The organism is Streptomyces sp. NBC_00647 (assembly GCF_045207245.1).
Taxonomy (GTDB): Bacteria; Actinomycetota; Actinomycetes; order Streptomycetales; family Streptomycetaceae; genus Streptomyces.
In genome coordinates this window covers 1,482,825-1,504,242 of the sequence record NZ_CP109040.1, presented here as the reverse complement: position 1 = coordinate 1,504,242, position 21,418 = coordinate 1,482,825, and the positions used below count along the sequence as shown (strand labels likewise).

Annotated in this window: 20 protein-coding genes and 4 pseudogenes; 7 read left to right on the top strand and 17 right to left on the bottom strand. The window is 69.3% G+C overall.

Annotation, left to right across the window (positions count from 1 at the left end; translation table 11 throughout):
* Positions 1-96 precede the first annotated feature (96 nt).
* On the top strand, positions 97-603 hold the full coding sequence (locus OG788_RS06615) for a MarR family winged helix-turn-helix transcriptional regulator (RefSeq protein WP_406369509.1): 507 nt from the start codon (positions 97-99) through the stop codon (positions 601-603).
* Between the two features lie 279 nt (positions 604-882).
* On the opposite strand, the gene OG788_RS06610 is transcribed toward OG788_RS06615, so the two are convergent.
* The 5 genes from OG788_RS06610 to OG788_RS06590 form a co-directional block, all read right to left on the bottom strand.
* Positions 883-1,287 carry a DUF302 domain-containing protein gene (locus OG788_RS06610; protein WP_406369508.1) on the bottom strand — a complete coding sequence of 135 codons (405 nt, stop codon included), beginning with the start codon at positions 1,285-1,287 and terminating at the stop codon, positions 883-885.
* Positions 1,288-1,530: 243 nt separating this feature from the next.
* Positions 1,531-1,818, bottom strand: a complete 288-nt coding sequence (locus OG788_RS06605) for a metal-sensitive transcriptional regulator (RefSeq protein ID WP_151468840.1) — start codon at positions 1,816-1,818, stop codon at positions 1,531-1,533.
* Positions 1,819-2,141: 323 nt separating this feature from the next.
* Positions 2,142-2,504: a thioredoxin gene (gene trxA / locus OG788_RS06600; RefSeq protein WP_406369507.1), complete on the bottom strand. Its 363-nt coding sequence runs from the start codon at positions 2,502-2,504 to the stop codon at positions 2,142-2,144.
* 372 nt (positions 2,505-2,876) lie between these two features.
* Positions 2,877-4,163, bottom strand: coding sequence for an MFS transporter (locus tag OG788_RS06595; protein ID WP_406369506.1), 1,287 nt, complete (start codon positions 4,161-4,163; stop codon positions 2,877-2,879).
* A complete protein-coding gene (locus OG788_RS06590; protein ID WP_406369505.1) occupies positions 4,160-4,372 on the bottom strand; it encodes a hypothetical protein in 213 nt (70 codons plus the stop codon). The genes OG788_RS06595 and OG788_RS06590 overlap by 4 nt, the downstream gene beginning before the upstream one ends.
* Before the next feature lie 70 nt (positions 4,373-4,442).
* Here OG788_RS06590 and OG788_RS06585 point away from each other — a divergent pair, with 70 nt between their 5' ends.
* A complete protein-coding gene (locus OG788_RS06585; protein ID WP_406369504.1) occupies positions 4,443-5,120 on the top strand; it encodes an ArsR/SmtB family transcription factor in 678 nt (225 codons plus the stop codon).
* Between the two features lie 229 nt (positions 5,121-5,349).
* Here OG788_RS06585 and OG788_RS06580 read toward each other — a convergent pair whose 3' ends face one another.
* Positions 5,350-7,047, bottom strand: coding sequence for an aminotransferase class V-fold PLP-dependent enzyme (locus OG788_RS06580; protein ID WP_406369503.1), 1,698 nt, complete (start codon positions 7,045-7,047; stop codon positions 5,350-5,352).
* On the bottom strand, positions 7,044-7,496 hold the full coding sequence (locus OG788_RS06575) for an OsmC family protein (protein ID WP_406369502.1): 453 nt from the start codon (positions 7,494-7,496) through the stop codon (positions 7,044-7,046). The genes OG788_RS06580 and OG788_RS06575 overlap by 4 nt, the downstream gene beginning before the upstream one ends.
* 289 nt (positions 7,497-7,785) lie before the next feature.
* Between OG788_RS06575 and OG788_RS06570 the strand changes: the two genes are divergently transcribed.
* From OG788_RS06570 to OG788_RS06550, 5 genes are all read left to right on the top strand, one after another.
* The gene (locus OG788_RS06570) at positions 7,786-9,027 is read left to right on the top strand and encodes an NAD(P)/FAD-dependent oxidoreductase (RefSeq protein WP_406369501.1); all 1,242 of its coding nucleotides are present in this window, start codon (positions 7,786-7,788) and stop codon (positions 9,025-9,027) included.
* Between the two features lie 34 nt (positions 9,028-9,061).
* Complete coding sequence (locus OG788_RS06565) at positions 9,062-9,379, top strand: TusE/DsrC/DsvC family sulfur relay protein (RefSeq protein WP_406369500.1); 318 nt, start codon at positions 9,062-9,064, stop codon at positions 9,377-9,379.
* Positions 9,380-9,419: 40 nt separating this feature from the next.
* Complete coding sequence (locus OG788_RS06560) at positions 9,420-9,893, top strand: DsrE/DsrF/DrsH-like family protein (RefSeq protein ID WP_406369499.1); 474 nt, start codon at positions 9,420-9,422, stop codon at positions 9,891-9,893.
* A gap of 1 nt (position 9,894) precedes the next feature.
* Positions 9,895-10,188, top strand: coding sequence for a PIG-L family deacetylase (locus tag OG788_RS06555; RefSeq protein ID WP_406369498.1), 294 nt, complete (start codon positions 9,895-9,897; stop codon positions 10,186-10,188).
* 597 nt (positions 10,189-10,785) lie between these two features.
* Positions 10,786-11,691 (top strand): alpha/beta fold hydrolase, encoded by a 906-nt coding sequence (locus OG788_RS06550; protein WP_406369497.1) that lies wholly within the window; start codon positions 10,786-10,788, stop codon positions 11,689-11,691.
* A 5-nt stretch (positions 11,692-11,696) separates the two neighbouring features.
* On the opposite strand, the gene OG788_RS06545 is transcribed toward OG788_RS06550, so the two are convergent.
* From OG788_RS06545 to OG788_RS06500, 10 genes and pseudogenes are all read right to left on the bottom strand, one after another.
* Positions 11,697-12,149, bottom strand: a complete 453-nt coding sequence (locus tag OG788_RS06545; RefSeq protein WP_406369496.1) for a hypothetical protein — start codon at positions 12,147-12,149, stop codon at positions 11,697-11,699.
* Positions 12,146-12,604 (bottom strand): RNA polymerase sigma factor, encoded by a 459-nt coding sequence (locus OG788_RS06540; RefSeq protein ID WP_406376689.1) that lies wholly within the window; start codon positions 12,602-12,604, stop codon positions 12,146-12,148. The genes OG788_RS06545 and OG788_RS06540 overlap by 4 nt, the downstream gene beginning before the upstream one ends.
* A 537-nt stretch (positions 12,605-13,141) precedes the next feature.
* Entirely contained in the window at positions 13,142-15,700 is a 2,559-nt protein-coding gene (locus OG788_RS06535; protein WP_406369495.1) for an alpha-amylase family glycosyl hydrolase, read from the bottom strand.
* Between the two features lie 172 nt (positions 15,701-15,872).
* Complete coding sequence (locus OG788_RS06530; protein ID WP_406369494.1) at positions 15,873-16,355, bottom strand: carbohydrate-binding module family 20 domain-containing protein; 483 nt, start codon at positions 16,353-16,355, stop codon at positions 15,873-15,875.
* A gap of 431 nt (positions 16,356-16,786) precedes the next feature.
* Positions 16,787-17,266 (bottom strand): annotated as a pseudogene (locus tag OG788_RS06525) (class I SAM-dependent methyltransferase); the annotation flags it as partial.
* Positions 17,267-17,528: 262 nt separating this feature from the next.
* Positions 17,529-18,910: pseudogene (locus OG788_RS06520) on the bottom strand (rhodanese-like domain-containing protein).
* A gap of 122 nt (positions 18,911-19,032) precedes the next feature.
* A pseudogene (locus OG788_RS06515) lies at positions 19,033-19,245 on the bottom strand (pyridine nucleotide-disulfide oxidoreductase); the annotation flags it as partial.
* A 459-nt stretch (positions 19,246-19,704) separates the two neighbouring features.
* Positions 19,705-20,226, bottom strand: a complete 522-nt coding sequence (locus OG788_RS06510; protein ID WP_406369493.1) for a DinB family protein — start codon at positions 20,224-20,226, stop codon at positions 19,705-19,707.
* Positions 20,227-20,372: 146 nt separating this feature from the next.
* A pseudogene (locus OG788_RS06505) lies at positions 20,373-20,579 on the bottom strand (IS5/IS1182 family transposase); the annotation flags it as partial.
* An 85-nt stretch (positions 20,580-20,664) separates the two neighbouring features.
* Positions 20,665-21,414: an SDR family oxidoreductase gene (locus OG788_RS06500; protein ID WP_406369492.1), complete on the bottom strand. Its 750-nt coding sequence runs from the start codon at positions 21,412-21,414 to the stop codon at positions 20,665-20,667.
* Positions 21,415-21,418 lie beyond the last annotated feature (4 nt).

Genomic DNA, 21,418 nt, shown 5'->3' with positions numbered 1-21,418 from the left:
CACCGAACTATCCGGAATCGGCTGCGACCTGGCCGCTGCCCTTCCCTGCGACGCACGAGCTGCGGCACCCGTGTGCGATCCGGCTACCCTTGCCGCATGTCCGCGCAGCCCCACTCCGAGGTCTCCCTGCCCCGGCGCATCGGCGCGGTACCGGACGCCCGCCTGCTCACCGAGGCTGTCACCCGCCTGCGCCGCGCACTGCGCGCCTCCATCCGCACCGACTACCCGTGGGAACCCCTTCCCATGGCCCAGGTCGAACTGCTGCAGGTGCTCGGCGAGCACTCACCTGCCCGGATCAGCGACCTCGCTGGGCGCCAGCGGCTGGCGCCCAGCACGGTCAGTGGCCTGATCACGCAGATGATCACGGCGGGGCTGGTTACCCGCGATGTCGATCCCACTGACCGCCGCGCGTCCGTCGTCGCGCTCACCGCCGCCGGACGCGACCAGCTCGCCGCCTGGACCACCGCCCACGAACACCGCATGGACGTGGCACTCTCCGCCCTCGATGACGCCGCCCGGGCGGCGATCGCAAACGCACTGCCGGCGATCTTCCAATTGGCCGAGCGCCTTGGTGAGCAGACGGACGCCGCGACTGAGCGATGATCGAGACAGGGATTTCCGGGTCAGGCTCTTCCGCCGATGAGGAGAGCCGACCCGTCGGGTACGCCGCTGACGCCTGGGACAGGCGCTGAGGCGTGATTCGGGTGGTGAGGGGCGTTTTCGACGGCTGTCGGTTCTCGCCTGGTGCTGTTCACAGGCGTCGCGTGGCACCTGGTCACCGACACTGCCAGATGGACCGGGACCCGTAGGTGCGTCAGGTTCATCGTCGGTTCGCCCGGAGACTGGTGGTCGGAACGCGGGGTCTCTGCTCGTCGGGGGATCTCAGCTGTCGGTATCGGCTGCCGTAAGTGCGGCGAGGGCGGCATCGAGACGACGGGCGGCCTCCTCGGCGACGGGGCGCAGAGCGTCGAGCTCGCTGAGGGCGACCATGGTGTTCGGGTCGAGGGCCTGGACGGCCGTACGGTCGCCGTCCCTGCGGACGACCACGTTGCACGGGAGCAGCAGGCCGATCGAGCGGTCGGTCTCCAGGGCGCGATGCGCGAGGGGTGGGTTGCAGGCGCCGAGGATGACGTAGTCCTCCATGTCGTGGTCGAGCTTCGCCTTGAGGGTCGCGGTGACGTCGATCTCGGTGAGGATTCCGAACCCCTGCTCCGCGAGGGCGTCGCGGGTGCGGGCGACGGTGGTGGCGAAGTCGGTGTCGAGGTGCACTGTGCGGTCGTAGCGCATGGCGTCGGTCCTTCTCTTCGGCTGCTCGTAGGGCGCGGGACGAATAGCCCTTCATCAGCGAGGTGCTGGTGAAGTGCTTTCAGTCATTCCCACCCTTGTGGATACCTTCTGGGGTACCTGGATCGGCGTCACGGCCGTATGTCCAGAGGCACGCTTCAGCGGATCTTCGTGCTGCGGCTGCCGACCGTCGCCGGGTGCATGCTGAGCGACGCTGTCCTGTGACGGCGGCAGCGGCATGAGCCCTTACGCCAGCGACAGGAACAGTTTCTCCAGCCGGGCACGCATGACGTCCGTGTCCTCGCCGTTCTGCCGGCCGGAGTCGAGGTCTGCCACACACTGCTGCAGGCCGGTAGCGATGATCGCGAATCCTGCCCGGTCCAGTGCGCGGGACGCGGCGGCGAGCTGTGTGACGACGTCCTCGCAGTCGCGCCCCTCCTCGATCATCCGGATCACGCCGGAGATCTGCCCCTGCGCGCGGCGCAGCCGGTTCAGTACGGCCTTCAGGTCCGCACCCGCGAGTTCCAGTTCCACGATTACTCCTCGAAAAATACCCCTAGGGGTACTGTACGTCCCGTTTCGGGACGGCGTCGACCATCAAGAATCACACGCGCCGAGGTCGGCTCAGTCGCCTGCCGCCCTTGATGCCGAGCGGGCATGCACCCGCTCCGCGAACTCCGCGTCAGGGACACAGGTACTCTCGCCGCGTCCTGCCCGAGTCGCGACAGATTTGCGAGCCCTCCGCATTCTCGTCACGGGCGGCACCGGCGCCTGGGGCGCCGCAGTTCGCCGCTCCGCGTAACGGCTGAGCCCGGCGCTTCAGGACGCCCGCGGAGGCGGCACGGGTGTCCTGGGTGTCAGCTCGCCACCGCCGAGTCCGGTCGGCGCGCGTCCTTCATGTCCACGGCCCGAATCCCGCCGATAAGCTCCTCCAGCGCCTGCGGCGGCAGCGCGCCCGGCTGGGAGAACAGCACGGTCCGCTCACGGACGGCCATCAGCGTGGGGATGGAAGTGATCTGGAAGGCCCCTGCCAGTTCGGGCTGTGTCTCGGTGTCGACCTTGCCGAACACGATGTCCGGGTGGCGCTCGGCCGCCTTCTCGTAGATGGGGTCGAACATCCGGCACGGGCCGCACCAAGCCGCCCAGAAATCGATCAACACAATCTTCGAACCGGTGACGGTCTCCTCGAAGTTGTCCTTGGTCAGTTCGACGGTCGGCATGGGACCGGTCTCCTCTCATATACCCGGTGGGGTATCTCTTTCAACCGATGCCGGTCCGGGTTTGTTCCAGGCAGGACCCCAGAGGATCGGAATGAATTACCTCCGGGCCGGAGGGAGGCGTGGCACGCATTCAAACGCGCCTCGGCGTCCATGCAGGCGGCTCAGTGAGCCCGCAGGGCGCGAATGGCGTTCCAGGACCGTTCGGTGCCGTACCGCGGGTCGTTGCAGATTGCGAGCGCCTGCATGTTGAATCCCCCCGTGCGGCGGAACCGGCCCAGGGGTCTGTCGCGGCCGTGCCAGGACCGACGCCACGCGGCGGCTGGCGCGGACGGCAGGGCGGTTCGGCCTGCCGTCGGTTGTCTGTTCTCCGGGCTATCCGGCGCTGGGGCGGGTGTGGGTTTCGTACATGCGCGCCGCGACGACAAGTCCGGCGGCGGCGGTGAGGGCGGCGACGGCCCAGATGGCGGTGGTGAGGCCGAAGGCGTCGGCGAGGACGCCGGCGAGGACGGCGCCGACGGCGAAGCCTCCGTCGCGCCAGAGCCGGTAGACGCCGACCGCGCGGGCCCGCCAGGCGGGGTGGGCGACGTCGCCGACGACGGCCAACAGGGTCGGGTAGACCATGGCCGTGCCGGCGCCGAGCAGGACCTGGGCGACGGCCCAGACCGGGAACGCGGTGCCGACGGCGACCAGGCCGATGGCGGCAGCCTGCAGCAACATCCCGGCAGTGATGAGGTGCTTGCGGCCGATCCGGTCGGACCACCAGCCGGTGAGGATCTGACCCAGGCCCCACACGGCGGGGTAGAGGGCGGCGAGGAGGCCGATCTGGGCGATGGACAGGCCGTGGGCGACGTACAGGAGCGGGAAGATTCCCCAGGCGAGAGCGTCGTTGAGGTTGTTGACCATGCCCGCCCAGCTGGCGGAGGACAGCGACTTGTCCTGGAGGCTGGTGAGCCGTGCGATCTGTCCGGTGGTCAGTTCGCCGTGGTGGTCGGGGTTCGCCGGTGCGGGATGGCGGGCTGCCTCGGCGCGGGCGTGCTCGCGGGTCTCCTTCACCGCGAGCACGGACAGGCCCAGTCCGAGGGCGGCGTAGGCGATGCCGAGGAAGAACGGCTGGGGCCGCAGGCCCCAGTGGGCGGCGATGGCGCCGGTGGCCATGGCGGTGGCGGCCAGCGCCCCGTAGCCGGCGGCCTCGTTGAGGCCCATCGCGAGGCCGCGCCGGGCGGGGCCCACCAGGTCGATCTTCATGATGACGGTGGTGGACCAGGTCAGGCCCTGGTTGACGCCGAGCAGGACGTTGACGAAGACGACCCAGCCCCAGGTCGGCGCCCAGATCAGCAGCAGCGGTACCGGCAGCGCGATCAGCCAGCCCGCGACCAGGACCGGTTTGCGGCCGTAGCGGTCGGACCACGTTCCGGCGAAGAAGTTGGTGACGGCCTTGGTCGCGCCGAACGCCACGATGTACGTCAGGGCGGCGGTGTACGCGGACAGGTGGAAGGTCTGGTCGGCGAGCAGGGGCAGCACGGTGCGTTCCTGGCCGAGCATGCCGCCGACCAGGGCGTTGATCGCGACGAGCAGGGTGAACTGGGCGAGGTTGGCGCGCAGTCCGAGGTGTATGCCGCCACGGGCCGCCGGGGTGGTCGCGGGAGCGGGCCTGGTCACGCGCCGTCCTCCAGGTTTTGGCCGGTGGCCTTCGCCCGGTCGTCGGCGCCGCCGGTCGGAACTCGCCGGTCGGCCGCCTCGCGCAGCGCGCGCAGGTGCCGGGAGGCGTCCACGGCCAGGGTGCGGCCGTCGCCGAGGTCGACCAGGTAGGCGCTGTTGCCCAGCCCGTCGTCGGCCGGAGGTATCAGGTGCTCGTCGGTGAAACCCACGGCGTCCTCCGGATGGACAGGGTTGGGGTGGCCATCCCACCCAGCTACTCATACAATATTCCATGGATTTATGGAGGATGTCTTGGGAGACCCCACCCGCAAAGCGGAGCTGTTCGACGCCCTCGCCCAGACCGGCAAGGCCCTGTCCAACGGCAAGCGCCTGGAACTGCTCGACCTGCTCGCCCAGGGCGAGCGCAGTGTCGACGCCCTGGCCAAGGCCGCGGGGCTCGGCCTGACCACGGCCTCCGCCCACCTGCAGACGCTGAAGCAGGCCGGGCTGGTCATGACCCGCCGCAATGGGGTACGCATCCACTACCGCCTGGCCGGGGAGGACGTCGCCGCCCTGTACGCGCTGCTGCAGCAGGTCGCCCGTACCCACCGGGCCGCCACCGAGCAGGCACGCTCCGCCTACCTCGGCCCCGAGGACACCGAGCAGCTGACCCGCGAGCAGCTGCTGGAGCGCGTCAAGGCCGGCACAGCCACCCTCATCGATGTCCGTCCCTCCGCGGAGTACGCCGCCGGCCACATCCCCGGCGCCCTTTCCGTTCCGCTGGACCAGCTGGAAGCCCGGCTCGCCGAACTGCCCGACGGCGTGGAGGTCGTCGCCTACTGCCGCGGCACCAACTGTGTGCTCTCCCACGAAGCCGTCCGCCTGCTCACCAGCCGCGGCCACCGCGCCCTGCGGCTCGCCGACGGCATGCTTGAATGGCGCCTGGCCGCCCTCCCCGTCGAGGCCGGTGCCGCATGAGCGAGACCAGTTCGCGACTCGGGGACTGCCGGGGCGGGGCAGGGATGGCTTTCATGCCGGCCGCCCTCGACGGCTCAAACCGCTGCCCCCTGCGCTCGTACGCCACCTTCGGCCGGACCACGCACCTGGCCAGTGCCTCCGGGGAACTCTTGGCAACTCGGCGACGAACGCGTGCGCATGGTTGCCGAGCAGGCCGATTCACTGAACGGGCAAGATCATCCCACTGCCGTCAAAATCCGCTCCGATCCTCCCCGGGGGCCAGACAGACGGGTGGCAGCGGGAACCAGCGCATGCGCTCGAAGTCGGCCGGCAGTCCGGTGGGTCCGTCGTCCAGGTGGTCGGAGCGAGAGACGAGCACCTCGCGTGCACGGCCCAGTTGACCGGACAGCGTTTCCTCGCCCATCCGGTGGTGGCGGACGGACCGGGCGCTGATGCCTCCCTCTGCGCTGAACCGCAGGTCGGTCAGCCGCAGCAGGGGATCGGCGGTACCGGTGTGGTGGTGCCACTGTCCGTTGTGCGGGTCGAAGCGGTAGTCGGGCAGGAGCCGATGACCGTAGGTGGCGATCAGGTCGACCGCGTCGATCAGGTAGTCGCGGACGGCGTCGCTGATGAAGTAGTTGAAGTTGAGGCGGGTCCAGCCGAGTTTGATGCCGTCACAGCCGTGGACGACCTCGTCGAGCAGGGCGTCGGAAGTGGCCGCGTCGATGGCGAGCAGACGGTGGCCGTACGGGCCGGCGCAGGAGCAGCCGCCGCGGGCCTGGATGCCGAACAGGTCGTTGAGCAGGGCGACGACGTAGTTGTGGTGAAGGTAGGAGCGATCGCCGTGGCGGATGCGGAAGGAGATGATGGACAGGCGCCGGGCGTGGTGGTTGCCGAGGATCTCGATGTGCGTATGGGCGTCCCAGCGGGCCAGTGCCTGCCGCCAGTGGCGCTCTTCGGCGGCCTGGATCGTGTCGGTGCCGACTGCTTGTTTGAGGGCGAAGACCAGCCCGGCGCGAATGGATTCGACGATCGCCGGGGTGCCGCCCTCCTCGCGGGCGACGGGGTCGTCGAGGTAGCGGTGGCCGAGAGGGCCGACGAAGGCGACGGTGCCGCCGCCGGGCGCGGTGGGTACCGGGTTGCGGACCAGTTCACGGCGTACGACGAGGACGCCCGGCGTCTGAGGGCCGCCGACGAACTTGTGCGGCGACAGGAAGACCGCGTCCTTGTGGTCACCGGTGCCGGACGCGCTTTCTGCGACCCGGATCGGGATGTACGGGGCGGCGGCCGCGTAGTCCCAGAAGGAGAGGGCGCCGTGCGCGTGCAGCAGACGGGCGATGCGGTCGGTGTCGGTGAGGATGCCGGTGACGTTGGAGGCGGCGGAGAAGCTGCCGATGAGCCGCGGCCGGTCGGCGTACTGGACCAGTTGTGCCTCCAGCTCACCGAGATCGACGTGACCGTCCGGGTCCTCGTCGATGACCACGACGTCGGCGACCGACTCCCGCCAGGGCAGTTCGTTCGAGTGGTGCTCGTAGGGGCCGACGAACACGACCGGTCGTAGGGCCTGTGGAAGCGGGGCGGACCGACGGAGTCCCAGGATGCCGACCAGCTTGTTGACCGCCGCGGTGGCTCCCGAGCCGCAGAAGACGACGAGGTCGTCGTCGGTGCCACCGACCGCGTCATGGACGATGCGCCGGGCGTCCTCGCGCAGCCGGGTCGTCTGCAACCCGGTGCTCGAACTCTCCGTGTGCGTGTTGCCGTAGAGGGGCAGCACCCGCTCGCGCACGAAGTCTTCGATGAAGTCGAGGGAGCGGCCGGAAGCGGTGTAGTCGGCGTAGACGAGGCGACGCGGCCCGTAGGGGCCCTCCAGCACTTCGTCATCGCCGATGAGGCCGAGGCGGATGCGGTCCACGAACGGTGTCACTGGTGCGGCGATCGGCGTGCTCATGACGCCAGCTTGATGTCGATCTCGGGTGGCTGGTGCAGGGTGTTGTGGACCGTGCAGCGCGAGGCGACGGCGAGCAGGGCCGCGCGGCGCTGCTCGGTCAGCCCGGGCGGCGGAATGATCGTGACGTGCACGGAGGCCACACGGGCCGGTCGGTCGGTGGCCATCGTGAATTCCGTACGGACACGCAGTCCGGCCTGGTTCACGCTGTGGCGGTGGAGGAATCGGCCCGCGTAGAAGGCGACGCAGGTGGCCAGGGAGGCGGCGAACAACTCCGTGGGAGTGGGCGCGAGGTCCGAGCCGCCGGCCTCGAGAGGCTGGTCTACCTGGAAGTGATGGCCGCGGATGTCCACGGTGTAGATGTCGCGGTCGACGTGAGTGACCTCGAAGCGGTGCGCCTCCGCCTGCGGCGGTGGGCTTGTGGTGATGGCCTGGGGTGCGGTGCCGGTCATGGCCGGGCCCTTTCTCTTCGGCGTCGGCTGGTGCCAGTTCCAGTCGACCGCGAACCGCACGGCTGATCGAGAGGCCGACGGGGTGAGACCTGGCCCGTTCGGCCCTCGCGCCGGCCGCTTCAAAAGTATACCCTGGAGGGTATTTTTTCGGTGTATATGTGGCAGGCGTGCGGGGTGCGGCGTGCGGCGTGCGGGGTCGGAGAGGCGGAGCGAAGATATACCCGGGTGGGTACCGGTGTGGGACCAGTGGCCCATGCCAAGGCCTCATCTCCCCGACGACAGTGGGGACATGAGCACACGCATCGTGATACTCGGAGGCGGCACCGCGGGTACGCTGGCCGCCAACCGGCTACGCCGCATGTACGACGAGCACGCATGCCGGATCACCGTCGTGGACCAGGACGACGACCACGTCTACCAGCCCGGCCTGCTGTTCGTTCCCTTCGGCACGGCTGAACCGCGCCACCTCGTCCGGTCCCGCCCGCGTCAGCTGAGCGCCGCCGTCGACTACGAGCGGGCGAAGGTCGAGCGGGTCGACCTGGACGCGCGGACGGTGCACCTCGGCGGCGGCATACGACTGACCTACGACGTCCTCGTGGTCGCCACAGGAGCCGCACTCCTACCGGAGGAGACCGAGGGGCTGACCGGTCCCGGCTGGGGCGAGAAGGTCTTCACCTTCTACGACCTGCCCGGAGCCGTCGGACTGCACCACGTCCTTGAACGCTTCGAGCGCGGACGCCTCGTGGTGAACGTTGCCGATCTGCCGGTCAAATGCCCCGTGGCGCCGCTGGAGTTCGCCTTCCTGGCCGACTGGTACTTCCGGCGGCGCGGCATCCGTGACCGGGTCGAGCTGACCTACGTCACCCCGCTGGACGGCGCCTTCACCAAGCCCGTCGCGGCCAAGGCGCTCGGCGGGCTGCTGGAGCAGAAGGGCATCGAACTGGTCACCGAGTTCACGCTCGGAGAGGTCGACGGCGCAGGCGGCCGACTGGTCTCGTACGACGAGCGCGAAGTCCCGTTCGACCTGGCAGTGGTCGTGCCGCTGCACGGCGGCGCCTCGTACGTGGGCCGCTCCCCGGGCCTCGGCGACGAGCTGGGCTTCATCCCCGTCGACCAGCACACCCTCCAACACCCGGACCACCCAGAGGTGTTCGCGATCGGCGACGCGGCCGGGCTGCCGGCTTCCAAGGCCGGCTCGGTGGCGCACTTCGCGGGGGAGACGCTCACCCACAACATCGGCCGTTTCCTGGCCGGACAGCCGCTGGACGCAACCTTCGACGGACACACCAACTGTTTCGTCGAGACCGGCTTCCACAAGGCGCTGCTGATCGACTTCAACTACGACACCGAACCGTTGCCGGGTCACTTCCCGGCAGAGATCGGACTGCCGCTGCTGAAGGAGTCGCACGCCAACCACCTCGGCAAGCTCGCCTTCGAGTGGCTGTACTGGCACAGCCTCCTGCCCGGCCGGGAACTGCCCGGCATCGACTCGGCGATGCCCGAGCGCGGCAAACACCACGTCCACTCCTGAACGTCCGAGCGTCTGAACGAAGGAGAACGCAGCCATGCCCACAGCCACCTACGGCGAGACAGCCGTCCCTGTCGACGACGAGGGCTTCTTCACCGACTCCGCGCAGTGGACCGAACCCATGGCCGAGCAGATCGCCCGCGAGGCAGGCATCGAGACGCTGACCGACCGGCACTGGACGGTCATCCGCTTCATGCGCGCCCAATACGCGGAAAAGGGCACCGGCCCCACCGTGCGCGTCCTCGGCAAGACCTCCGGCGTGAGCGTCAAGGAGCTCTACCAGCTCTTCCCCAAGGGCCCAGCGAAGACCGCAGCGAAGATCGCCGGCATCCCCAAGCCGCGTGGCTGCATCTGACATCCCAGCCATCGTCCCTGCTATCGAGGAGCGTGCCGTCATGGCCGTAACCGCCACGACAGAGAAGGTCTCGATCATCGTTTCCAAGGGATCCCTGGAAGGGATCTACCCGGCCCTGATCATGGCCAACGGCGCTCGCGCCGAAGGCATCGAGGCCGATCTGTTCTTCACCTTCTTCGGCCTCGACGCCATCACGAAGAAGCGCTGGGAGCACATCAAGCTGGCCACCGTCGGAAACCCGGGCCTGCACCTGCCCACCCTGCTGGGCGGCATGCCGGGGGTGCCCGACCTGATCACCCGGTACATGGAGCGCAAGATGGACAGGCTCGACATCCCGCCCATCCCCGAGTTCATCGAGATGATCTCCGACACCGGCGCGGGCATCTACGCCTGCAAGGCGTCGGTGGACCTCTTCGAACTCGACAAGGACGACCTCGTCGAGCAGGTCCAGGGCATCATCACGGTCGGCGAGTTCTACGAGCGCGCAGCCCGCGGCCAGATCATCTACACCTGAGATGTCCGGCACCCTCCCCGGCCTGCCGGACGGAGTACGGCACGTACTGGCGGTGGTCGCCCACCCCGACGACGAGGTGTTCGGGCTGGGCGGCCTCCTCATTCTGCTGGCCGACGGCGGCACACTCACAGCGGTGCACTGCTTCACCCACGGTAGGACGTCCACCCCGCACGGCAGACCCGGCGACCCGCATACCGCTGGATCTGAGCATCCTCACCGACGCAGGGGTCACCCCCAAGCCCCCACCACGCGCGGGCGCGCGTCCCGGCGTCGCCGCGGCGACGCTCGCGGCTGAACGCGGCATCCCGCGGCCTGCCCCCCGGGGGGACCGGAGCGAGGGGCGCGTCGAACGAGGCATCGCCCTGCCCGTTTCCCACCCGGTTGGCATCGCCGGCAGCAGGACTCCCCCCGCCCCGAACGTGCCCGGAATGGCAGGCCCTGCGCCGCCGCGGTCTGATTCACACCACCGCAGGCCAGGGCCGCAACGAACTGCTCACCCCCCGCGTCCCCGAACAACTGCCCCAACTCGTCGATTCCGACCGCATCTTCGCCTGCGCCGAGCACACCTGGAAGTCCCCGGTCGGTACCCCCGCGCATCACCGCCGATACCTTCGCCGCCTGGACGCAGAAGGAGCAGATGAGCGCCCTCTGCGGATGCGGGCACTGGCAGGTACGCGAGACCGTCCCCGACACCTGGGAGCACGTTGGCATCCGGCCGCCCCGCCCCCGGTGACCGCGCCTTGCACTAACCCGCCGCGGGATCCCTCACCGAACGGACGCTGTGGAGCCGCGGCGAAATCAGAGGAGGCGGGGGAACGTTTCGGCTCGGCTTCTCCTCCTGACCCGCCGATGCGGTTCCGCAAGAGACCCGCCGAAGGCGAGAGGCGTTTCCATGGCATCGAGCACGACCTCGGGCAGGCCTACTGCCCCCAGAGCGCTCCCGGCCGCCGAGGGGGCGGAGCACCGATGGCTGGAGGTGAGCGGCGCCAGGTTGCACGTGGCCGAGTACGGAACCGGCGCGCCGGTCCTGCTGTTGCACGGTTTCCCACAGCACTGGTTCGCCTGGCACCGGGTCGCCGTGCTGGCGGCTGCCGGACACCGGCTCATCTGCCCGGACCTGCGGGGCTTCGGCTGGTCGGAGCAGACCAGGCGCGGCTACGACATCGAGGGCTTGTCCGACGACATGCTCGCGCTGATGGACGCTCTTGGCCTTGACCGGGTGGGCCTGGTCGGGCACGACTGGGGTGCCCACGTGGGCTTCCGGCTGTGCCTGCGGGCACCGGAGCGGTTCAGCGGCTACCTGGCGCTCAACATGGCCCACCCGTGGGCCCAGCACCGCGCGATCCTGCCGAACCTGTGGCGGCAGTGGTACACCGCCTTCATCGAGTATCCGGTGATCGGCAAAGTCGTGCTGCGCCGGTGGCCGGCGTTCATCCGCTTCCTGCTGCGCCATCAAGTCGCCGACCGGTCGGTCTGGCAGGTCGACGAAGTGGCCGAGTTCACCGCCGCCGCCCGCGTCGGCGCGCACGCCGGGCAGGCCATGTTCTGGCAGTACGTCGTCCGGGACATCCCGGCGCTGCTGCGCGGCGCGTGGCGCGGGCACCGGCTCACTGTGCCGACCGTGCTGCTGGGCGGCGAGCGGGACAACGTGATCCCCCCGTCCATGCTGGCCGGCGGCGAGGGCCATGCGGACGACCTCACCGTGCGCATCGTGCCCGGCGCGGGCCACTTCCTGCCCCAGGAGGCCCCACAAGCGGTGGCCGAGGCGATGAAGGAGCTGTTCGTGACGGGCTGCTGAAGCCGCTAACGTGCGGCCGCCCGGAGTGCGACTCTGCGGACGAATGCCTGCCCGCGGCGGGCCCCGAGCAGCCGGCCGTACACCGACTGGACCGGCCGCAGGACGGCGGGACGCGTCGCACCGAGCACCGCGAAGCGGGTGCCGTCGCCCTCCGGGGCGGCGGCCATGCCACCCACCACGAGGCGCGACTGCATCAGGCACCAGCCGGGAGCCAGCCGCACCTCGAAATCGCCGCGGACACCCAGCGGTCCCACCGCCCGGGCCGGCTTGCGATCGGCGTCACCCGGCGGGACGCGGAACTCACGCAGGAAGGGCACGAGGTGCGGCAGCTCACCCGCCAGATCCTCGGCGACCGCCCACACCTCGTCGTACGGCAGGTCCAATCGCTCCTCCGCGTACATCGCGGCATGCAGTCCTGCGGCCATCACCCGCAGCCGGGCCAGGCAGTCAACGCTCATCGCTGCCACGCCTTCCGGAACGCCGAACGAGCACGATGCAGACGGGACTTGACCGTGCCCGGCGCGATGTCCAGCACTTTGGCGGCACTTTGTTCATCCAGCCCCTCCAGCTCACGCAGTACGAGCACCGCGCGGTGATGCACCGGCATCCGCGCCAGCACGTCCCGCACCTGTACGGACAGCTCGCCGTCACCATGAGGGACGAGGCCGCGTAGGCGGGCCAGGTCATCCGGGTCGACGGCACGCTCGACAGCAGTGCGCCGCGCCACCCTTACCGCCTCGCGCACGGTGATCGTGCGCGCCCAGCCGTAGAACGCCTGCGGATCACGCAGCCCCCGCACTCCCAGGAAGATCGCCACCAGCGTCTCCTGGACGGCGTCCTCGCTGTCCGACAGGGCAATCGGTCGGCACAGCCGGGTCACGTACGGCGTCACCAAGGCCAGCAATTCGTCCATGGCCAGCACGTCCCCGGTCCGTGCGGCCCGTACCAGCACGGCCGCGGCGTCCCACGGCCGCTGGTCTTCTCCCCCCGAACCGTCCATCGCCTCGAGATTACCGTCCTGGTCTCACCCGCCGATCGTCCGCAGCCGCATCCCTTCCGGCCGTATCTCGGCGAACCTCTTGCCCTGGTTGACTGCGACGATCGGCAGGAGCGTCGCCGTCGCTGGAACGCCGATCTCGCGGGGTGTCGTCCCAGCCGGTGCGGGAACGTCGACCAGCCGTTCCAGCAGATGGTGGAGTGCGGCCTGGCCGTCGTCGGCGCGTTCCTCGTCGCTGAGCGGAAGCGGACGCTCGCCGGCATGCGCTGAAGGTTGTCCTTGGCCTGGCCGAGAAGAGGTTCCCCGCCGCGGGGGTGAACGCGACAACACACACCCGATGGTGACCGCCTGGTACCGCTGGTGGCTCTCACTGCGGTGTCCGAGTCGAGAGGCACCCCGAGGGGTGCCTCTCGACTGTCAGTCCGACCGTACTGTTCGAGACCCGCAGTGGTGTCAGTTCTTCTTGAAGACCGTCACCGCCAGGCTCGCGCAGGCGTTGTCGCTCGCGGCGACGGCGCCGGTGGTGTCGAGCACCTTCGTCCAGGTCCCCGGCGGCAGCGCCACGTTGTACGTGCTGCCGGTGGGGTTGTCGACGACGACGGTGTCGTAGGTCGTGGGCGCGGCGGGGTTCGAGCTGAAGCGGCCGATCACCACCGGGCCGTCGACGGTCGCGGACACCTGGTTGTGCACCGCGCCCCAGGTGGTGAGGCGCAGGGCCGCGCCGGCCTTGCGGAGCGCGATGGCGTCCTTGTAGTAGCTGAAGATGTTGGCGTTGGCGGTCTTGTCGCCCCAGTGGATCGCGTTGACGGCGTCGGAGGCGGCGTAGGAGTTCATCGCGGTCTGGTAGTCGCCGCTCACGACCTTGGAGCGGAGGAACTCGTCGCCCTCGGCGATGACCGGGACGCCCTCGGAGGTGAGGATCATGCCGACGGCGAACCGGTCGATGCGGCCGGCCGTTCCGGTGGCTCCGCCGGTCGCGCCGGAGTACGTGATCTTGTCGTAGAGGTTCAGGTTGTCGTGGATCGAGGCGTAGTTCATGGTCTGCTCGGGGTCCTCGGCGAAGGCCGGGGTCCACAGGTTGGAGACCGGGGCGGTGCTGTTGGCGTCCGTGGGTGATCCGCGCATGCCGAAGGCGATGGCCGCGGCGTTGCCGGTGCCGCCCATGTAGCCCATGGTGTTCGTGTCCGTGCCGCCGCGGATCGCGTCGCGGTAGACGCCGTTGAAGACGCCGAAGTGGGCGGGCGCGAGGGTGGGGAGGTTGCCGTAGCGGACCTTCTGCGGTTCCTGCGGATCGCTCGCGCCGCCGTTCCAGGGCTCCCCGTACATCATCAGCGTGCGAGCGGCGTAGGCGGTGTTGAGATAGTTGGCCCAGTTGTTGACGTTGTCGGTGTAGTGGACGCCGACCAGGTCGAACCGGAAGCCGTCGACGTTGTAGTCACGGACCCAGTGCTCCAGGGAGTCCTGGATCATGTGGGCGACCATCGGGTTGCCGTCGTCGATCGAGTTGCCTGTGCCGGACAGGTCGGTCGAGGTGTAGTACTTGCCGGTGATGTTGCCGAAGACGCTCTTGCTGAAGGTGTGGTTGTAGACGACGTCCATGACGACGCGGATGCCGTTCTTGTGGAACACGTTGACCATGTCCTTGAACTCGCGGATCCGGTCCTCCGGCGCCGTGAACTGCGAGAACTGCTCCTCGGGAACGTTGTAGTCCACCGGGTCGTAGCCCCAGTTGGGCACGGTGCTGCCGAAGTCGAACGAGGGCATGATCTGGACGGTGGTGACGCCCAGCTCCTTCAGGTGGTCGATGCCCGTCTTCGCGCCGTTCTCCGTCGTCCCGGTCTGCACCAGGCCGAGGAACTTGCCACGCTTGGCCGCGTCGACGCCGGAGCTCGCGTCGATGGTGAAGTCGTGGACGCTCAGCTCGTAGACGACCGCGTCCTCACGGTTCCTCAGGGCCGGGCGCGCCGCCCAGCTGCCGCCGGTGGGCGTCACGGCGGCGGTGTCGACGACCACGCCCTGGGAGGTGCCGGGGGTGGTCATCTGGGCATAGGGGTCGGGGACGGCCACGCCGCCGACGTGGAACTGGTACGTCTGATCCTTCAAGTCCCCGCTGACGACGGTCTGGTAGACGTTCGTGTAGCCGCTGAGGGTCGTCGGGCTGAGCGGGTGGCTGCTGCCGCCGACGCTGACGCTGACGTTGGAGCTGTCCGGCGACCAGAGCCGGAAGGTGGTGCCGGTCGGGGTGTAGAGCGCGCCGAGGGTGTTCAGCGGGGACGTGCTGCCGGCGTTGCTCACGACGGTGATCCAGTGGGTCGCCGAGTTGTAGGAGAAGGTGGTGGTCGCCCCGGCCGAGGGTACGTCGAAGGCGATGTCGGCGCCGTTCGCCGTGCCGCCCGCGCCGTAGTTCACGGTCCAGGACTGGCCCAGGGTCACCTTGGTGTTCCAACTGCCGGCCGGGATCGCGGTGGTGCTGTAGGTGTAGACGCCGTCGCCGTCGGGGTCGGTCATCTGCGTCGTGGCGCAGGTGGCGGACCAGTCCGCGCTGCAGCCGAGCTCGGACTGGTAGTCACCGGCCGCCGTGACAACGGGTCGGGCGGAGTCGTCGGTGACCAGGTGGGTGTTGGGGTCGTAGACGAAGTCGACGACCTCGCCGCCTGAGGGGACGGTCATCGAGATGTCCGAGCCGCCCGCTACGCCGCCCGCACCGTAGTTCTCGGTCCAGCTGTCATTGATCGCGATCTTGTAGCTGTAGCTGCCGCCTGGCACGTTGAACGAGGCGGTCCAGGTGCCGTCGGCCCGCGGGGACATCTGGGCCTGCGGGCAGTCCGGCTGCCAGTCGGCGGAGCAGCCGATCTCATTGTCGAAGGTTCCGGGCAGGGTGACCGCGCTCGGCGCGGCGGCGCTGGCGGGGAAGGAGGAGAGGGAGACGGTGCCGGCGCCCAGCAGGACGGCGGACACGCCGAGGGCTGCGGCTCTGCGCATTCCGGCGCGGGGGTGTGGTCTGCGACTCATGAAGGGGAGTGCCTCCGGGCAGGCCGAGGGTCGACAGGTACACGCAGCGGCCTGCGGCTGCCCGTCCTGCCGTTCTCGGGTGGGGTGGTGGGGGAGTCGGGGTGTGCGGGGGTGGGGACGTGAGCGCCGGGGAGCCGACGGGTCACCGGGGACCGGGAGTGATCGGCCGGTGTCAGCGCCAGGAGAGGGTGACGGCTCCGGAGGCGGGGGTGGTGCAGGAGCGGTGGGGGTCGCTCTCCCAGGTGATCGTTCCGTCCGGATTCTTCTTGATGTGCTTGTAGGCGAAGCTCGAGTTGGACGGCAAGGTCAGCGCGGTCGACCAGGTCGGGTAGTCGGCGGCCCAGAGTGGGACCACCGCGGCGGTGTTCCTGTTGCCCGGCGCCGGGATGGAGCCGACCACGTACACGTTCTGGCCGTAGTAGGTGTCGGGGTACTCGTCGAAGGCGACGGAGACCTGTCGGCCCGGCCGCAACTGCTGCCCGTGCAGGGGCTGTTGACGTCGACGGCGATCGCGTCCTCGGGCGCGACGGCGACGGCCGCGTTGCCGTTCGCGTCGACGGTCACGACCGGTCAGGTGCACGGACGCGACGGAGTTCCAGTTCCACCGGAACAGGTTGGCGATGACGTCGTTGCCCGTGCCGGGCGGCGAGGCCACTACGGGCGTGCTGCCGCCGACGAGGGCGAGCGGCGTGACGGCAGCGAGGAGGGCGGTGGAGGCGGGGGTGGCCTGCAGTTTTCGGGATCTGGGGTCTGGGAGCTGCGGGCGTGTGGAGGGTGAGATGCATGTGCGGCTCCGGGGGCAGGGCAGTGCTGTGGGTGGGACCGTCCGCGGCGACGGTTGCCGCGACTCCGGGACCCGACCCGGGAGCGCCGCACCGCGCGGGGAAGACAGTGCCACCGCGCGGAGGAGTCGACAAGACTCATGGAAGGATTTGCTGCAAGTTTCTACAACCCATTTCAGCTTGCTGTCGCTGCACCGCACCCCGAGCTTCGAGGGGAAGCCTGGACATCAGCGTCTCGAACGCACCCGGCATGCTCGATTCGCCTGGCATGCCGACCGATGCGCCTGGTCTGAGCGGGACGACGTCAACGGCGCACGGCCCGTACGAGGCCGTCGACGGCCGTACGGCTGTTGCCGTCGGCGTCGGTCACCGGGCGGGTGACCGTCTCGGCCCGCAGGATGTCGGCGTACGGCCGCCAGATGTCGGCCACCTGCTCGACGGTGTACAGCACACGCGCATCCTGTGGGCCGCCGTGACCTCGCTCGGGATTGCTAGCGTCGTGGCCGACGAGCAGCAAGGTTCCGCCCTCGCGTACGCCGGTAGCGGCCCGGAGCAGTACCTGGGCCATCGCGGTCCACGGGAGATGGAGATAGGCGATCAGTGCCAGGTCGTAGCTCGCCTCGTCAGGGGCCCAGGCACTCAGATCGGCGCGGACGGCGCGCATGCGCACACCTCGGTCGGCGGCCAGTCGCCCGGCCTTCTCCAGTGCCACGGCGGAGAAGTCGACGGCGTCCACGTCCCAGCCCCGTTCCGCCAGCCAGACCGCGTTGCGCCCTTCACCGGCGGCGATGTCCACCGCCCGCCCGGTCGGTTCCAGATCGGACAACTCCTCCTCGACGAACCGGTTGGGTTCCGCCTTCCACACCAGTTCGCTGCCGCGGTACCGCTCGTCCCAGCCCGCTGCGTCCATCTCGTGCACCTCATTCCTCCGCGTGAGCGCAATCCTCGTCCGTACGGGCGTCTTCCTACGGGTCCGCCTCGCCGTCCCTGTGTTCTCGGGACAGGCGGCGGCCCCTGCCTGCGGCCGCCGCCCGGTGTGCGGTTGATCAGGCGTCGGCCGGAACGGGCTGGGCGAGCCAGGCGCCGTAGCCGCCGAGCAGGTCGGAGACATCGGTGCGGCGCTGGTGGCGCAGCAGGCTGGCGGCGATGGAGGAGCGGTGGCCGCCCGCGCAGTGGACGACCAGGGGCCGTCCGGCCGGGATCTCGTCGGCACGACGGGCGAGTTCGGCCAGCGGGATGTGCAGTGAGCCCTCGATGAAGCCCTCCTCGCGCTCCGCGGCGTTGCGCACGTCCAGGACCAGCGGCGGCTCCTCGCCATCGAGAACCCGACGCAGCTCGTCGGCGGTGAGACGGCTGGCTTGCTCCATCTCGTCGGCCAGCGTGAGGAAGGCGCCCTCGGGTTCGCGAGGTATCCGCCGACCTTGTCGAAGCCGATGCGGGCCAGCCGGGTGACGACCTCCTCCTCGCGGTCCTGCGGCGCGATGACGACGACGTCCTGCTCCGGCGCGACGACCATGCCGGCCTGCTCGGCGAAGCGGCCGTCCGCAGGCACGTTGACCGAGCCGCGCAGATGGCCGGGCGCGAAGTCACGCGGCGAGCGGGCGTCGACCACGACCGCTCCCGCCGCGCGCCGCCGCATGAACTCCTCGACCGACAGCGGCCGGGGCGCGGCGGTCGCGTCGAACAGGCCGTGCTCCTTGCGGTTGAGTATGGCGTCGTAGACGAAGTACGCGGGCGCGGACGGCTGGCCCTCGGTGACCAGTTCGACGAACTTCTCTTCACTCATGGGCCGGCAGGCGTAGTTCGTGGCGCGCTGTTCACCGATGGTGGACTGGCGCTGGGTGGAGAGGTTCTTGCCGCAGGCGGATCCGGCGCCGTGCGCGGGGAAGAGCCGCACCGCGTCCGGGAGGGTCATCAGCTTGTGCTGGACGCTCTCGTAGAGCATGTGGCCGAGCTCGTCGGCGGTCACGCCGATCGAGGCGAGCAGATCAGGCCGGCCCACGTCCCCGATGAACAAGGCGTCGCCGGTGAGGACGCCGTACGGAACGGTGTCGTCGGCGTGCTCGTACACCAGGACGCTGATCGACTCCGGTGTGTGGCCGGGGGTTTCGAGGATCTGGAGAGAGACCTCGCCGAGGCGGATGCGCTCGCCGTCGGTCAGCTTGCGGATGGGGTATTCGGCCTCGGCGCGCTGTCCGCCGATCCAGGCGCTGGTGCGGTCCGCGAGCTCCAGGTGGCCGGCGAGGAAGTCGGCGTGGAAGTGGGTGTTGACGACGGCCTCGATCGTGAAGCCGTGCTCGGCGGCGTTGGTGAGGTACTCGGTGACGTCACGGCGCGGGTCGACGACGACGGCCCGGCCTGTGGTCTCGTCGGCGATCATGTAGGACGCCTGGGAGAGACAATCGAGGTAGTACTGGGCGAAGAACATCTTCGGGGCTCCACATCGGAAGGATTCGATTGCCCCAGGGGGTATATGGGAGGGTCTGGTCCGCCCCTGGTTTCGAGGGCGGGGTGACCGGCCCGGGTCGGGGGATGTCCCGGGCCGGGCGGTCAGAGGCGGCCGGTGAGCATGCCGTGCCAGTACACCGGCGGCAGGCCGTACCGCTTGAACACCCACATCGTGCGCCGCTCCTTGAAGGGGTCGATCAGCGGGAACGTGGGGGCAGGGTTCAGGTCGTAGTCGAACTCGGCGAGCAGCATCCGGTCGCGAGCGGTCACCAGCGGACAGGACGTGTAGCCGTCGTACCGGTGCGACGGAGCCCGGCGCGCGCGCTCCAAGGGCAGCCCCGGAGTGCTGCGCGCCTGCCATGGGCAGGCGGAGGGGATGTTCTTCCCGATGCGCAGCGTGCACGGCCAAGACGTGAACGACTGTTCGGCAGAAACTGCGCTACCGGCCCGCCGACGCCAGCCGGTCGCCAGGTAGCGCCGCAGGCCGCATCGGCGTGCCGCCCGGAATTGGGCGGTGTTGGCGGCGCTACCCCGGTCTCTGATCGCCGTCAGCCTCATGAACATGGCAAGGTGCGGCGTCAAAGGCACCGTGCGGGCGGCGGGGCCATCGTCTATTGCGCACCAGCGGAGACCGTGCCGATCCCGCACCCGAAGTCGCGGAAGCCGAGGCGGCATCAAACTGTGGCTGGCAGGACTGACTGAGGGCCTTCACGGTCGCCGCGTGTGATCGGCCACGGCGGGCGGCCGTTCAGCTTCACAACCTTGCGGTACAGGTCAGGGCGGGGTGCCCAGGGTGAGTTGGTCGCGGTGAAAGTCGAAGTGCTGAGTGGGGTACCGGTACACGTCTTCAAGGGCCATCGCGTCTTTGAAGAAGGGATCCCACCGCACGGGAAAGTGCATCCTCCGCGCCAATGTCGCCTCGGTCTCCGCTTCCAAGTGACGGGACAGGGCCGCAAGGGTGCGATCGAACTTCGCACCCATGCGACGGTGGTTGTACAGCCGGGAGCCGCCCACGGCCCCCAGATAGTTGATCACGTCGAACGGGCGTGTGGAGGCATTGAGCAACCTAGCCCAGGCACGGCTCGCGCCCGGCGGAAGACGGCCGAATAGACGCACCAGGGGCAGCAGTGCCAGCACGACGATGTAGCCGAAGAGCATGTGGTAGAGCAACTGCTCATTGGTCCAACGGGTTCCGCTGCTCCGGCGGCGCAGGTCGTCAGCGTCGGCCGCGTCCAAGAGTTGGTGGAACGTGGCACGGGCCTGCTGCAACTCCGCACGGACGACTTCCCGGTCCATCGTTCCCTCCTAGGCACAGCCGCTGGGACCGCCGCCTCATGGTGACGCTCGCCGAGGCGTCCGGCAACGCATTCGACCAGAGAGACCTTGTGGACAACGGACGGCCTCAGTGAAGGTTTGATTCTCGGTTGTCCGTTTCATTTGGTTTAGCTGTCACGCCAGTTCGGGGTGGACTCATGGGTGAGGCGGCGAGTCATGAGCTTGATGGCGGCCCGTTGGATCATGGCGGCTGAGCGGTGTGGGTGGGTTTCGTAGTCGCGGGCCAGGCGGCGGTGGTGCATGAGTCAGCCGAGGGTGCGTTCGATGACCCGGCGGCGGGGCTGGACGTGGAAGCCGCCGCTGTGGGGCAGTCTCGGGTTCCCACCGGGTTCAGTTCGGCCTGGCTGCTCTCGCGTTGGTGAGAGACGGACTGGTCGGCGACCTGGTGCTGCAGCCGCATCAGTGGTCGGGCGTCAGAGCGGTCGGTGGGCCGGCGGTGACGCCGCCGTCCAGGATGAACTCCGTGCCGGTGGAGTAGGTGGCGTCGGCGGCGATGAAGAGCACCATGCGGGCGACCTCCTCGGGCTCACCGAACCGGGGAAGGGGCTGCGCGGCCGTGAAGGAGTCGTCGAAGTCTGCCGTCATCGCGGTGCGCACCGCACCGGGATGGACCGAGCACACACGGGTCCCGTCCGGGGCCAGTTCCAGTGCCGCGGCCTTGGTCAGGCCGCGCAGTCCCCACTTGCTGGCCACATAGGCTCCGATTCCTGCGTAGCCGGTGATGCCGGCGAGTGAGGAGATGTTCACGATCACGCCTCCACCCGCCCGACGAAGGGAAGGGGCAGCCGTACGCATGCCCAGCCAGGAGCCCTGAAGGTTGACGTCGAGGACACGGCGGAAGGATTCGAGGGGCTGTTCCTCGATGGTTCCCCATTCGAGGATGCCGGCGTTGTTCACCAGCACCGAGACCGGGCCCAGCTCCCGCTCCGTCTCCGCCACCACCGTCTGCCAGCCGTCCTCGGCGCTGACGTCCAGGTGCGCATACCGGGCGGGGTCACCGAGTTCGGCCGCCAGTTCTTCTCCCTCGGTGTCGAGGACATCGGCGACCGTCACCGCCGCCCCTTCAGTGGCGAAAAGACGTGCTACGGCGGCCCCGATCCCTCTGGCTCCACCGGTGACGATCGCCACTCGCTCGTTGAGACGTCCCATTACG